The sequence below is a fragment of the Streptoverticillium reticulum genome (assembly GCF_047456005.1).
GTDB classification, from domain to species: domain Bacteria; phylum Actinomycetota; class Actinomycetes; order Streptomycetales; family Streptomycetaceae; genus Streptomyces; species Streptomyces reticulum.
The window spans coordinates 5,742,778-5,755,645 of sequence record NZ_CP179755.1 but is presented as its reverse complement, the minus strand read 5'-3'; the positions used below and the strand labels follow the sequence as shown (position 1 = coordinate 5,755,645).

Genomic DNA, 12,868 nt, shown 5'->3' with positions numbered 1-12,868 from the left:
AATGCGGGCCGCTCCCGTGGGGAAGGAGCGGCCCGCACGATCCACGCCTCCGCCTACGGGAGGGTGAGCACGACCTTGCCGGTGACGCGGCCCGTGTCGCCCAACTCATGGCCCTTGACGGCCTGTTCGAGCGGGAACGCGGCCTCGACGACGGCCCGGAGCCGGCCCGCGGCGGCCAGGTCGGCGATGGCACGCATGCCCTCCTGGTCGGCCTCGACGAGCAGCGGCCGGGCCCGGACGCCGAGGGCGGCGGCCTGCGCGGAGAAGTCGCCGGGGAGATCGGTGAAGGCGATGGACACCAACAGGCCGCCGGGCTTGAGGGTCCCCAGCGAACGGACGGCCGTCTCGCCGCCGAGGGTGTCGAGGACGAGGTCGACCGGCTCGATCGCGGTGAAGTCCGCGGTGCGGTAGTCGATCAGCTCGTCGGCGCCGAGCTCGCGGAGCAGCGCGTGCTTGGGAGCGCTGGCCGTGCCGATCACGTACGCCCCGCGCTCCTTGGCGATCTGCACGGCGAGGTGCCCGACGCCGCCCGCCGCGGCGTGGATCAGCACCCGCTGACCGGGCTGCACGTCCGCCGTGTCCACCAGGACCTGCCAGGCGGTCAGGGCGGCGAGCGGGATCGCACCCGCCTGGACGTGGTCGACGTTCGCCGGCTTGCGCACCAGCGCCCGGGCCGGGGCGACCACGTACTCGGCGAAGGAGCCCACCCCGTACGGGTAGGGCAGCATGCCGAACACCTCGTCGCCCGCCTCGTGCAGCGTGACGCCCAGGCCGGCCTCCTCGACGACGCCGGAGACGTCCCAGCCGAGCACCAGCGGCAGGCGGTCCAGGAAGCCGGCGCGCTGCCGGTGCTTCCAGTCAGTCGGGTTCATCCCCGCCGCGCGGACGCGGACGAGGACCTCGGAGGGGCCGGGTACGGGGCGCTCGACGACGGTCTCGCCGACGACCTCCGGGCCGCCGTAGGTGTTCTGGCTGATCGCCTTCATCGTGGTGTTGTCGTTCATGTCCCCAGCGTGCGGGCCGGACCACCTGCGGGCACAGTGGCCCGGAGGTCATGGTGTGAAAGAATCGGGCCATGCATCGTGTCGTGGTCCTGGCCCTGGACGGGGTCATTCCGTTCGAGCTGAGCCTGGCGTCCCGGCTGTTCGGCGCGGCCACCGGGCCGGACGGGCAGCCGCTCTACGAAGTGATCACCTGCTCCGTGGACGGCCGGCCGGTCCGCACGGAGGCGGACTTCACGATCGCGGTCGAGCACGACGCGTCGGCCCTGGCGGGGGCGGACACCGTGGTGATCCCCGCCTCCGAGGAGTTCGTCCGCGTCACCGGCCCGGACACCTTGCCGCCGGGCACCGCCGCGGCCCTCGCGCGGATCGGGCCGGACACCCGGATCGTGGGCATCTGCGTCGCCACCTTCGTGCTGGCCGCGGCGGGCCTCCTCGACGGCAGCCCCGCGGCCACGCACTGGCACCACACGGCCCGCTTCCGGCAGCTGTACCCGCAGGTGCGGCTCTCGCCCGACGTCCTCTTCGCGGACGCGGGCCGGGTGCTGACCTCGGCCGGCGCCGCCTCGGGCATCGACCTGATCCTGCACGTCATCCGGCGCGACCACGGCAGCGGCGTCGCCAACCAGGTGGCCCGGCGCTGCGTCGTCCCCCCGCAGCGCGAGGGAGGGCAGGCGCAGTACGTGGAACGGCCGGTGCCGCAGAGCCCGGACGCCGGGACGTCCGCGACCCGCGCCTGGGCCCTCGACCGGCTGCACGAGCCGCTCGGCCTGGACGACCTGGCCCGGCACGCGGGCATGAGCCGCCGCACCTTCACCCGGCGCTTCCGGGCCGAGGTGGGCCTGAGCCCCGGGCAGTGGATCGTCCAGCAGCGCGTCGACCTGGCCCGGCACCTGCTGGAGAGCAGTGACCTGCCGGTGACCCGGATCGCCGAGCGCGCGGGCTTCGGCACGGACGTGTCCCTGCGGCAGCACCTGCGGACCGCGCTCGGCGTCTCGCCGGGCGGCTACCGGCGGACGTTCCGGGAATGAGCCCGGGGACGATCGCACGGTAGCCCGCCGGCATGCCCGCCAGCGCGATCAGTTCGAGCGGCCCGCTGCCTTCCAGCACCACGAGCGTGCGCAGCTGCGGAAGCGTCAGGTTCTCGTCGGTCCCCGCCGGCGCCCGCGGGGGCGGCCGGGGGGGTACGGCGAAGGGCCGCCACACGACCGGTGGCGGCCCTTCGTCGTACATCCGAAGCAGAACGTTTCTGCACTGCTGCCGCACAGTGGGGCGGGTGAGACTCGAACCTATTTCGGTGACGCTTCTCACCTGCGGTTTCACCGACAGAGCGGACATATCCATCCGTTTCCATCCGACTGGATCCTGCTCGATCCTGCTCGATCGGGGGCCGTTAGGCGTTCGCCACACCGTTTCCTGCCCGCCCCACGGCCAGTGGCGCGGCGAGGCAGGGCGCCTGTCGTCCGGTGACACCTGGCCGGTGGGGTCCGCGCTCGGGACGGTGGGCGGGTAGCAGGTACTGCGGCCGGACCGGTGGCGGTACAGCACGCTGGTGACTACGGCGGTGGCGAGGACGATCGCGGAGGCGATAGCCCGCCAATTGGCGAACCAGGCTCCCAGCGCACCGAGCACGCCCGCAACGAGGAGGGCAGGAGCAGCGCAACAGGCGATCAGCAACAGGGCAAGGTGTTACTTCAGTGCGCTGCGCTTCTGCCACTGGTCCCAGGTCTCCTGCCAGACCTCGAGGCCGTTGCCGACTTCGGTCTTGTCCGGGTTCGTCGTGTTCTTGACCTCGACGGTGGAGCCGACCGACAGGAAGTCGTAGACAATCCTGGCGTCTTCGGTTCTCATGCCGAAGCAGCCGTGGCTGTTGTTCACTTCTCCGACGGAGTGGTTCCAGGGCGCAGAGTGCAGAAACGTGCCGGAAGCGGTCAGGTGGATCACCCACTGTGAGGGCAGGGACCACTGGTTGCCGTAGCCGATGGTGGAGGAGTCCATGACCTCGTCCGCGTTCTTGCCGCGCACAGTGTGGATGCCGCCCCGGGTGGGGGTTTGCGGGGAACCGGCCGAGCCCTTGACGCTGCCGACTTCTTTGCCGTCCTCGTACATGGTCAGGCTGCGGCTGGGCACGTCGATGACCGCCTTGCGGTCCTTGCCTATCGAGAAGCCGTAGTTGTAGTCGCGGGCGAACCAGCCGCCCTCGCCCGAGTCGATGCCGGCCAGCGAGCCCTTGACGGTCACCTTGGTCCCGGCGGGCCAGGGGCTCTTGGGCCGCCAGTCGATGCGGTCCTTGCCGGAGTAGTCGGTGACCCAGCCCCAGGCGCCCTCCACCGGCACCGAGGTGCCGACCTTCAGAGCCTTCTCGATCTCGGCACGCTTGTCCTTGTCGACCTTGTGGTCGAAGAGGATCGAGACGGGCATGCCGGTGCCCACCGTCTCCCCGTCGGCCGGGGTGTTGGTGAGCTTGTTGGCCTTCTCGGCCTGCTGCGTGGTGAACTTCGAGGTCGTCGAGGACTCCCGGCCCTTGTCCGACTTCGCCGTGGTGTGCACGGTGTAGGTGGCCTGCGGCCTGACCTTCCCCTGCGAGGTCCACGAGGACCCGTCGTCCGCCAGCTGCCCGGCGACGTTCTGCCCCTTGTCGTCCTTGACGTCCACGGCAGTGAGCTTGCCGCCGTCGGCCTTGACAGAGATGGGCGAGCCGAGCGCGGCCGCCTTGCCGTCGGCGGACGGGGTGACGGTGACCTTGGCCTCGGGGCCGGCATCCGCCTTGGCACCGCCCGAACACGCGGTCAGCGCCAGGGAACCCAGAAGAGCGGGTACCAGCAGGACGGGGCAACGGCCCGATCCGATGCGCACGTGTGCGACCTCCATAGCTGCATGAAATCCGTGGCGGGCCCTGCCCTGTCACCGGAACAGACGGGTTGTGCTCCCCCCACCACCCCCCGTACTGAACGGCTGCGGGTTCGTTGGAGAGCGTGATGTGTGGTTTTCAAGTGGCCTGTGAGGCCGAAGGGCCGCTCGATGAAGTGGGAGTGGCGGATTCTCTTGCGGCGCTCTGGAGGCTGTCGATCTCTTCGCGTAGTTCGTTGATCAGGCGGTGGAGTGCCTGGATGGCGAGGAGGGCGACACCGTTGATGTCGACGCAGTCGATGCTGGTGTCGTGGCGGCCGAGGCCGAAAGCAGCTTTGAAGTCCTGGGACATGGGCCCCAGATGGCGGATTCCGGCGGGTTCCCAGTGGTAGCGCCAAGTGCTGACCGGCAGTGCTGAGACCTTGTCGAGGATCTCGAAACCGTTGACGGGGGCACCGGATCCGGCGAGGGTCTGCGGATCGGCGTGACTGTTGACCGTCAGGCGCGGGACACCGCTGGCAGTATCCGGACCGCCGGCCCCGGCGGGCAGGTCTTCCGTGCAGGTCACTGGCGGGTCCAGTCGGCCTGGAGGATGTCGGTCTTGATGTTGCGGTCGCTGGGGTTGCGGGAGGGCAACGGGCGGCCGTCACCGGGCTCATCGGTGGAGCAGGGGCCGCCGGGGAGGCTGTCGAGTGGGCCGCAGTTCGGCTTGGGGTCGTCCGCTGCCTGGACAGTGGCCGGGTCGGAGAAGGCGGCGGAGACGGAGGCGGAGACCGAGGCCAGGCTCGCGATGCTCAGGAGGGAGGCGCCGGCGCCCAGCGCGATGACGGCCGTGCAGGTGGTGCTCTTCTTCATGGCGGGATTCCTTGCTCGGGATGTGGTCGCGGCCGCCTGTTCACCCATGACAGAAAGAGGTGGACGAGATGACCCATGCAGGTACTGCAGCCTCAGACCTTGGTTTGTTGATCGGTCGGCTGCGGGTGTTGCCCGGTATGTCCTGCATCGAGTCTGTGCGCCGGAAGGGGCCGGTTTGTGCAGCGCACGTTGCTCCTGTGCAGCGCACGCTGCATCGAGCTGGGCGCCGGCCGCGGTAGGGCATGGGCTGCCGAGTGCCCTGTATCCACCCGGGCTCGGGGTCAGGCCGGGTGAGCGCCGTGCCTGCGCAGCCCGTCGGGCGGGGGACGAAGGAGGTCCTTAGGATCGCGTGCAGTTGATGTGTTCTGACGCGGAGGCTGCGCGATGGTGGTCAGTGTGCTGGTGGTCGATGACAGCGAGATCATGCGCCGGGGCCTGGCCGAGGTGCTGGAGGCCAGCCGCGAAGTGCATGTGGTCGGGCAGGCATGGGACGGGCACAGCGCCATCGAAGCGGCTCGGCAGTTCGTGCCGGACGTCGCCCTGGTGGACATCCGGATGCCGGGTATGGACGGGCTGACCGCCACCCGCCGGCTGCGCCTGCTGCCGCGGCCCCCGTTCGTGGTCATCCTCACCATGTTCGGGGAGGACGAGTACCTGGTCGAGGCTCTGGATGCGGGGGTGAGCGGGTTCTTGCTGAAGAACACCCCGCCCGACCAGTTGGTGCGCGCGATTGTGCTGGTCGCCCAGGGCCACTCGATCGTCGATCCCGCTGTCACCGGGCGGATCATGCAGCTGGCCACGGCGCGACGGCAGGCCGGGGCCGGTGGCCCGGAGCTGACCGACGACGAGAGGGCGGTCCTGGCCTCGCTGGGCGAGCGGGACCGAGAGCTGCTGGTACTCATCGGCCAGGGCCGCTCCAACGCACAGATTGCCGAGCAACTCGGTGCGGGCGAGGGAACCGTGCGCGGGCAGGTCAGCCGACTGTTGGGCCGACTGGGCCTGGACAACCGGGTTCAGGCGGCACTGCTGGCCTACAGGGCGGAACTGTCACGCTGAGCGGGTGGGGCCGGCATGCCCGGGCACGAAAACCGCCAGCCGGAATCCGTCGCCGTAGGGTCCGGCCTCCGCGTACCCGCCCAGCAGCGCGGCCCGCTCCCGCACCCCCAGCAGCCCGCTGCCCGAGCCGACGGCCGTCTCGACCAGGGGCCTGGTGGCGGAGGTGTTGACGACCTCCAGGTGCAGCCCGTCCGCACGGCAGTCCACCACCACCCGCACCTGCGAGCCCGGCGCATGCTTGTGGGCGTTGGTCAGCGCCTCCTGCACCATCCGGTACAGCGCATGCTGCACCACCGTGCCCAGCGCCTGCGGATCACCGGTCAACTCCCAGTCCACCCGTTGACCGTTCGCCCGTGCACGCTCGACCAGCTCCGGCAGCTGCCCGGCACCGGGCTGCGGCGCCCGTGGCGCTCCGCCCGCCGTGTGCTCCGGGGCGAGCACGCCCAGAATCTCCCGTAGCTCTTCCAACGCCGCCCGACCCTCCGAGCCGATCAGCTCCGCCCTCTCGACGACTCGCGCATCTCCCGCGCTGGAGCCGACCGTCAAGGTCGTCGCCGTCATCACCATGTGCCCGACCCGGTGCGAGACCACGTCGTGCAGCTCCCGCGCGATCTCGCGCCGCTCCTGGGCGCGCGCCTGCTCCACCAACAGCTCATGCCACCGTCGCGTGATCTCCAGCTGCCCCTGCGCGGCCCGGGCCAGTTCCTGCGCCGAGTGGGCCAGGTCCCGGCGGACCGCCACCGCATAGCCGACGATCAGTGAGCCGGTCACCAGGGCCAGGGAGTACGCCGCCCCGCGCCAGTCCCAGGCCGGTCCGCCGATCCGGGCCGCGGCCAGGTCCGCCACGCACCCGGCGACCCCGAACGCCCACACCACCCGCAACCGGTCACGGAACACCTCGCCCACCGTGAAGAGAGCCACCGCCAGCGCCAACGGCGTAAACACCATCGTGTGAGCGACCAGCAGCACCACGGCCACCAGCACCGGAAAACGCCTGCGCCACCACAACGCCAGCCCGGTCACCCCCACCAGCCCGGCCACAAGGTATCTGGGCCCGCCGGTCAGCAAGCCGTTCGACCACCAGGTGACCCAGCTGTCCGCAACGCCGGCAACCACCACAACCGCCACCAGCACCGCGTCGACCCGACGCGGCGGCCATGCCCGCCACCACCCAACCACCACATCAGCAGCGTAAAACGACCACTCACGGCATGCAGAGCAAGGACGCCTGCCTTCGCGGCCCCTCGGTCACACAGCGGGCATCGAACCGCTCGTAGTGCCTCAACCGCCCGGCCCGGACTTCATCAGCATCACAGAAGTACCGGACTTGCCTGCCGGGAACGGTCCACCCCCGTGCCGGATGCCCGTCGGGTGGGCCGCCGAGTCCGTTGATGTTTTGAGCCCCCCGCGCGCCCCAACCGATACTTATCCGACAAACACGGCGCATAGCGTCAGGCACGCCGCTTCGGTGGCCTCCGGCCGATCGACGGTCAACGCCTGAACCCGCCCCGGAAGGGCCCCAATCCCCCATGCACCTTTCCCCTCACCTCCCGCGCCGCGGCCTCTTCGTCGCGACCGTCGTCGCCACGGTCACCCTGGCCACCGCCTGCGGTTCCCCTCAGCCCGAGGCAGTCGGTTCGGCCCGGCTCACCACCCTGGCCGATACAGAACGTACGTCACAGCTCACCTACGACTTCGGCGACACCGCCTACGCCCCGCCCGGCCTGGGCGGCAAGCGCACGGAGCTGAGGGCCTCCGTCACCTATCCCCGCCAACTGGGCAGCGAGAAACACCCGTTGGTGCTCATGCTGCACGGCTGGGGCACCGCCACCTGTCAAACCGGCGACCAGCCCGTCCGCGCCAAGTCCTGGCCTTGCGGCAAGGACGCGAGACCGGCCGACAATTACCTCGGGTACTCCTACCTCGCCGAGGCGCTGGCCGAGAAGGGCTACGTCGTGGTGTCGGTGTCGGCCAACGGCATCCAGGCCCAGGAGAAGAACGAGGGCCACGTCGCACGGGCGGCGCTGCTGGACAAGCACCTGGAGATGTGGCAGCAGCTGTCGGAGGGGAAGGGGCCGCTGGCGGAACTCAAGCAGTTCACCGGCCGCGTGGACCTCGGCCGGGTCGGCACGATGGGGCACTCGCGCGGCGGTGGAGGCGTCCTCGCCCAGGCCCTGGACAGTCACAAGCCGCCGGCCGGGGTGACCATCCGGGGCACCCTCGCCTTCGCCCCCGCCATGAACGGCATCGACCCCGCCAAGGAACGCATCACCCGCGTCCCGGTCTCGGTGGTCGTCGGCACCTGCGACGCCATGTGGGAGAAGACGGTCGTCCCCGGCGCCGAACAGCACGACCTGCCCGGCGCCAACCACAACTTCTTCAACACGGTCTGGACCCCGGGCACCGGTCCCGCCTTCGCTACGGACGACGTGGCCGTCGAGAAGCGAAACCGCCCCGGCGGCCGGTGCGAGACCACCAACGGCACGGGCACCGTCCGCCAACTCACCCCGGCCGAACAGCGCAAGGCCGCCCTCGACCTCACCACGGCCTTCTTCGCCGAACACCTCGGCTGACGCCCACCACCTTCACCACCGCCTGGTGCAACGCCCGCCGGCGAAGTCGACGCCGTCGGCCCCGGCGTGAATGCCTGGCACCCCGGGGACCGGGCCGGCATCGGCTGGCACGGCGGCAACTGCCTTGTCTGCGGCCCCTGCCGCCGGGGCGACTTCACCAACTGCGTGGAAGGCACGGTCGTCGGCGTCTCCTACGACGGCGGCTACGCCGAGTACGTCGTGGCGCCACAGGACGCGCTCGCCCGCATCCCGGACGAACTCTCCTTCGAGGAGGCCGGACCGCTGATGTGCGCGGGCATCACCACGTTCAACGCACTGCGCCACAGTGGCGCGGGCCCCGGCGACACGGTCGCGGTCCAGGGCATCGGCGGACTCGGCCACCTCGCGGTGCAGTTCGCGGACAAGATGGGCTTCCGCACGGTGGCGATCAACCGTGGCCGTAGCAAGGAGGACGTCTCCCGCAAGCTCGGCGCGGACGAGTACATCGACAGTGAGGAAGGCAGCGCCGGTGAGGCACTGGCCGGGCTCGGCGGAGCGGCCGCCGTCCTCTGCACCGCCGGCCACAGCCCCTCCCAGGCCGACCTCGTCCAGGGGCTGGAGCCCAACGGCCGCCTGGTGGTGATCGCCACGGGACACGACCCCCTCCAGGTGAACCCCGAGCTGCTGGTGTTCGGCCGCCGCGCCGTGGCCGGCTGGTACAGCGGCCACGCCAAGGACAGCGAAGAGGCCATGGCCTTCGCCGCTCTCAAGGGCATCCGTCCCATGGTGGAGACCCACCCCCTCGACCAGGCCGAGGACACCTTCCAGAACATGGGCAAGGCCAGGTACCGGGCGGTCCTCACCCCGTAGCGCAGGCACGCACGCCTAGGGCGTGTCCGATGGGTCCGCGCAGGTCCCGCGCAGGCCCCTCGACCAGGCCCTAGTGACCGAACCCGAGGAGGGCAAGCAGGGAACCGATGCCGTGGACGACCGGGTGGAGAGGGATGGGGTTGAGAAGCATGAACTCACCTTTCACGGACGATGATTGACAGCCAGTGGATGCCCATGCCGACGAGCTGACACTCGTCGCGTCCCTCGCAGGTGGTCAGGTGTATCGATTCCCCGCCTCCTTGTTCGGAGGCGATGCCCGCATCCGATGGCTCAGCACAGGCCTGCGCCGGAGTGTGCATCTGGGCGCTGTGGTGCGCGTCGGTGTGCCCCCGCATTACGGGTGCCGTTGTTGCTTCTGTGGCGCACTCTGGCGCGCATGCTTATCTCGGATCTGCTGCGGCAGGGAGTTTCGCGTGACAAGTGGTGACCTGATCGGTATGACGGGGTTCCACCTGACGTTCACCCCGGTGCTGACGCCCAGTGGCAGGGCGGGGGTATCGGCCATGGGCAAGCTGACCGGCTGTGTCTCCCCCAACGGGCTCCACAGTGAACTGCTGTCCGGGGTGATCAGCGCGACCGGCAAAGCGGAAGCCCACCCGGTGGACAGCAGGCCCTTGGGCGCACTGCGGAGTGCCGGCGGCAAGGGCACCATCATGTGGTCCCCCACCAGGGCCAGGAGCCGGTTCTCCTGGAGCATGAGCATCAGCCCGGTCAAGGCGGAAATAGCTTTCAGCGCCACCATCACCGGCGGCAAACTGAACGGGGACACCGTCATGGCCGGTCCCGTCCTGGCGCGCGTCAAGCCGGGCCTGGGCGACAGGGGACTTGGGGGACTGAGCACCGACCTTGCCGTGGTGGTCTTCGGCTGACCTCCCGGGCGCCCGTTGCCGGCCGCGTCCACGGCCGCTCCCCGGCCCGGGCGCCTTGCGGGCTGCCCGCAAGGCACGCTCACGGTGCTGGCCTGCCGTTTCCTGACGGGCCGACGGCCACGATGGCCGTGCACAGCGCGTGGGGACAGGTCAGGATCCGGTCCAGTCTCGGTTCGACGCGCCAGGCCAGGGGGCGCTGGCGGAGCGGCCCGGGTACGGCGATGCTGCTGCCGTCGCCCAGTACACCGACGGGATACTCCTCGGCGAGATGGCGCACGGGTGACGCGCTGGCCGGGACGAGCCAGTAGCAGACGTTGTTGAGCTGGTCGTGGATGACCGCACCGGTCTTCTCACCGAGCTCACCCAGGACACGGTGTCCCCACGTGTCGGACAGCCGTACCGCGTCCCGGCCATGGACCTGTCCGGCCGCCACTATGCAGATGCCGGTCCCACCGGGAATCCAGCCACTGGAAAGTGACGCCGCCTCCCCCATACGAGCACCCCCGGACGAACTCGCGAACGGTACACAGGCGCGCCGCACCGCAGTCACGCGGCTCTGCTGCGCAGGAAGCCCTGGCCAGGCGGAGTCCACGGCATGTCCGACCGCTTCCGGCACGGTCGTGGTTGAACACAACACTACCGAAGCAGAGTTGGGGCTGCGAGGGAATGCGACAACCTATGACACTGCGCTGACCCCCAACCGGTCGGCCGGACCGGCTCCCACCAGTGGCACCGACCCGGCCCGCTGAGCGCCACCACGACGCCCCAGACCCCGGTCCAGACGGCGACCCATCGGACAGGCCCTAGCCCACTCCCGGCACCGCCTCCCGGCCGCGGCCCCGGGCTCATCCCGCCCTGCGGCTCCACGCGCGGGCCACCCCGAGGCACAAGGCAGGAATCCGATCAGGCTCGTGCGTCCCGCTGCTGTACTTCCTTGAGCACGTTCGCCACAGTCGCGAAGTCGTTGTCCACGTGGAGCACGGTGTGTCCGTAGTGCACCGCTGTCGCACACACCAGGAGGTCGACGGCCCCCGCGGAACGGTGCTGCCCGTGCTGCGTGAGCTTGTACTGCGCAGTGTCCACCCAGCGCCACGCGCTCTTCGGAACCGCCGAGAGCCGGCACAGGGCATCCAGCTCCTCGGCCAGCTCGTCCCGGTGAGCCGGACCGGTGGCCGAGTACAGGAACTCTGTCCTCGTGGGCTCGCAGATATGGAACACCCCGGCAGCGATGTGCCCCTCCCAAGGACGCATCGCTCCGGGGGTGCGGAAGAGGTGCCAGAGGGTGGAGGTGTCGAGAAGATACGTGATCACTCGAAGGCCGCCCGCCGGGCCCGCTTGGCGGCCGTGTGCGCGGCTGCTGCGGCCTCGAACTCGCCTTGCTCGCCCCGCGCCGCCAGCTTCTCGGCGGCTTCGAGTCGCTTGACCCGAGCCACGTAGTCCCGCAGGGCCGCGTTGACGGTCTCCTTCTTCGTGGACGCACCCATGAGGCGCATAGCTTCGGCCAGCGCCTCGTCATCGAGGTCGATCTGGGTTACAGACACGCTCGCCACCCCTCCCCTGGATCAACTTCTTGTATGCGTTGACGATACATCACCAACATGACGCGGGGCCGACTGGCGCCCAGCGGGCCCGCAGCGCCCCCAATAAGGCCCCATATACACGAAGAGCCACTAAGTTGATCTAGTGCATGCATATGCGGGCAATTTGGACAGTATTCCGGCCTCACCTCGGCCTCACCCGGGCTGACCGGGGACGACCGGGGACGACGAAAGGGCCGCCACGATGCGCGTGGCGGCCCTTCGTCTTGCGTTTCCGCAGGTCAGATCGTTTCTGCAAGCATGCCGCAGTGTGGGGCGGGTGGGACTCGAACCCACGGCCGACGGATTATGAGTCCGCTGCTCTAACCGGCTGAGCTACCGCCCCGTTCACGGCGCGTCGCGCACATCTGTGCGCGCCGTCTGCCGCAGCATAGCCGTTCATACGATCTGCTGCCCCGGCGGGGCCGCATCGTGTGACCAGCCTGACCTTGAGGACTTCGATCACGCCGGAACGGTTCCCGTCCGGCGGGAACCGGGACATGAAAAAAGGACCCCCGCGGGGGTCCTCGTTCCACAGCTCCCCCGACTGGACTCGAACCAGTAACCTGCCGATTAACAGTCGGCTGCTCTGCCAATTGAGCTACAGGGGACCGCGCTCCCCCGACTGGACTCGAACCAGTAACCTGCCGGTTAACAGCCGGCTGCTCTGCCAATTGAGCTACAGGGGATTGTGGCGTTTTGCTTCGAATGCACCTTCGTCCGGATCCTCCGGGCGGCGTGCGCTCGCTGCGGGACATACATTAGCGCAAGCAGGGGGGTGCTCCGCCAATCGGTATCCCCGGAGTGACCTCGGGCCCTGCCGGGTAGGCGAGGGCGAAGGCCGGGAGAGGCACAGCGGATCCAACGGAAGGACGGTGCGCGATGCGCTACCGGGTGACGTTCTTCGCCGGACTGGCCGTCGGTTACGTGCTCGGGGCACGGGCCGGCCGCGAGCGCTACGAGGAGCTGCGCAAGGGCGCGCAGCGCATCGCGCAGAACCCGGCGGTCCGCAACACCGCGGAGTCCGCCGCGCAGAACGGCCGGGCCATGGCCTCGCGGGCGTTCGAACGGATCGGCAGCGGCCTGCCGGGGTCCGGCCCCCTGTCCGACCGGATCCGGTCGCTCCGCGAGCAGCGCACGTCCGACGAGGACGACTGGGGCACCAGCAACACCTGAGCCGCTGCGAGAAGACGCGCAGGATTTGGCATCATCATCGG

The 12,868-nt window shown here is 69.9% G+C and carries 14 protein-coding genes, 3 tRNA genes and 1 pseudogene; 7 read left to right on the top strand and 11 right to left on the bottom strand.

What is annotated here, in order from left to right; translation table 11 throughout:
• Positions 1–53 precede the first annotated feature (53 nt).
• Positions 54–1,004, bottom strand: a complete 951-nt coding sequence (locus ACMATS_RS26435) for an NADP-dependent oxidoreductase (protein ID WP_414169300.1) — start codon at positions 1,002–1,004, stop codon at positions 54–56.
• A 71-nt stretch (positions 1,005–1,075) separates the two neighbouring features.
• Between ACMATS_RS26435 and ACMATS_RS26430 the strand changes: the two genes are divergently transcribed.
• Positions 1,076–2,032: a GlxA family transcriptional regulator gene (locus tag ACMATS_RS26430; protein WP_414169299.1), complete on the top strand. Its 957-nt coding sequence runs from the start codon at positions 1,076–1,078 to the stop codon at positions 2,030–2,032.
• A gap of 658 nt (positions 2,033–2,690) precedes the next feature.
• On the opposite strand, the gene ACMATS_RS26425 is transcribed toward ACMATS_RS26430, so the two are convergent.
• The 3 genes from ACMATS_RS26425 to ACMATS_RS26415 form a co-directional block, all read right to left on the bottom strand.
• Positions 2,691–3,872 carry an Ig-like domain-containing protein gene (locus ACMATS_RS26425; protein ID WP_414169298.1) on the bottom strand — a complete coding sequence of 394 codons (1,182 nt, stop codon included), beginning with the start codon at positions 3,870–3,872 and terminating at the stop codon, positions 2,691–2,693.
• A 118-nt stretch (positions 3,873–3,990) separates the two neighbouring features.
• Positions 3,991–4,419, bottom strand: a complete 429-nt coding sequence (locus ACMATS_RS26420; protein ID WP_414169297.1) for a tail fiber domain-containing protein — start codon at positions 4,417–4,419, stop codon at positions 3,991–3,993.
• On the bottom strand, positions 4,416–4,706 hold the full coding sequence (locus ACMATS_RS26415; protein WP_414169296.1) for a hypothetical protein: 291 nt from the start codon (positions 4,704–4,706) through the stop codon (positions 4,416–4,418). Before ACMATS_RS26415 ends, ACMATS_RS26420 begins: the two co-directional genes overlap by 4 nt.
• A 384-nt stretch (positions 4,707–5,090) precedes the next feature.
• Here ACMATS_RS26415 and ACMATS_RS26410 point away from each other — a divergent pair, with 384 nt between their 5' ends.
• Positions 5,091–5,762, top strand: coding sequence for a response regulator (locus ACMATS_RS26410; protein ID WP_414169295.1), 672 nt, complete (start codon positions 5,091–5,093; stop codon positions 5,760–5,762).
• Here the strand turns inward: ACMATS_RS26410 and ACMATS_RS26405 are convergent.
• Positions 5,754–6,944, bottom strand: a complete 1,191-nt coding sequence (locus ACMATS_RS26405; RefSeq protein WP_414169294.1) for a sensor histidine kinase — start codon at positions 6,942–6,944, stop codon at positions 5,754–5,756. The genes ACMATS_RS26410 and ACMATS_RS26405 overlap by 9 nt on opposite strands.
• A gap of 347 nt (positions 6,945–7,291) precedes the next feature.
• Here ACMATS_RS26405 and ACMATS_RS26400 point away from each other — a divergent pair, with 347 nt between their 5' ends.
• The 4 genes and pseudogenes from ACMATS_RS26400 to ACMATS_RS26385 all read left to right on the top strand — a co-directional run bounded on the left by ACMATS_RS26400 (position 7,292) and on the right by ACMATS_RS26385 (position 10,074).
• A complete protein-coding gene (locus ACMATS_RS26400) occupies positions 7,292–8,335 on the top strand; it encodes an alpha/beta hydrolase family protein (protein ID WP_414169293.1) in 1,044 nt (347 codons plus the stop codon).
• Between the two features lie 27 nt (positions 8,336–8,362).
• Positions 8,363–8,578, top strand: a pseudogene (locus tag ACMATS_RS26395) (alcohol dehydrogenase catalytic domain-containing protein); the annotation flags it as partial.
• Between the two features lie 42 nt (positions 8,579–8,620).
• Positions 8,621–9,184, top strand: coding sequence for a zinc-binding dehydrogenase (locus tag ACMATS_RS26390; RefSeq protein ID WP_414170799.1), 564 nt, complete (start codon positions 8,621–8,623; stop codon positions 9,182–9,184).
• 434 nt (positions 9,185–9,618) lie between these two features.
• Positions 9,619–10,074 (top strand): hypothetical protein, encoded by a 456-nt coding sequence (locus ACMATS_RS26385; protein ID WP_414169292.1) that lies wholly within the window; start codon positions 9,619–9,621, stop codon positions 10,072–10,074.
• 79 nt (positions 10,075–10,153) lie between these two features.
• Here the strand turns inward: ACMATS_RS26385 and ACMATS_RS26380 are convergent, their stop codons facing one another.
• The 6 genes from ACMATS_RS26380 to ACMATS_RS26355 form a co-directional block, all read right to left on the bottom strand.
• Positions 10,154–10,507, bottom strand: coding sequence for a hypothetical protein (locus ACMATS_RS26380; protein ID WP_414169291.1), 354 nt, complete (start codon positions 10,505–10,507; stop codon positions 10,154–10,156).
• Between the two features lie 470 nt (positions 10,508–10,977).
• Positions 10,978–11,385: a PIN domain nuclease gene (locus tag ACMATS_RS26375; RefSeq protein WP_414169290.1), complete on the bottom strand. Its 408-nt coding sequence runs from the start codon at positions 11,383–11,385 to the stop codon at positions 10,978–10,980.
• Complete coding sequence (locus tag ACMATS_RS26370; RefSeq protein ID WP_414169289.1) at positions 11,382–11,615, bottom strand: type II toxin-antitoxin system VapB family antitoxin; 234 nt, start codon at positions 11,613–11,615, stop codon at positions 11,382–11,384. Before ACMATS_RS26370 ends, ACMATS_RS26375 begins: the two co-directional genes overlap by 4 nt.
• Before the next feature lie 308 nt (positions 11,616–11,923).
• Positions 11,924–11,997 (bottom strand) — tRNA-Ile (locus tag ACMATS_RS26365).
• A gap of 192 nt (positions 11,998–12,189) precedes the next feature.
• A tRNA-Asn gene (locus ACMATS_RS26360) sits at positions 12,190–12,262 on the bottom strand.
• A 5-nt stretch (positions 12,263–12,267) separates the two neighbouring features.
• Positions 12,268–12,340 (bottom strand) — tRNA-Asn (locus ACMATS_RS26355).
• A 193-nt stretch (positions 12,341–12,533) separates the two neighbouring features.
• Between ACMATS_RS26355 and ACMATS_RS26350 the strand changes: the two genes are divergently transcribed.
• A complete protein-coding gene (locus ACMATS_RS26350) occupies positions 12,534–12,827 on the top strand; it encodes a YtxH domain-containing protein (protein WP_414169288.1) in 294 nt (97 codons plus the stop codon).
• The last annotated feature ends 41 nt before the right edge of the window (positions 12,828–12,868 follow it).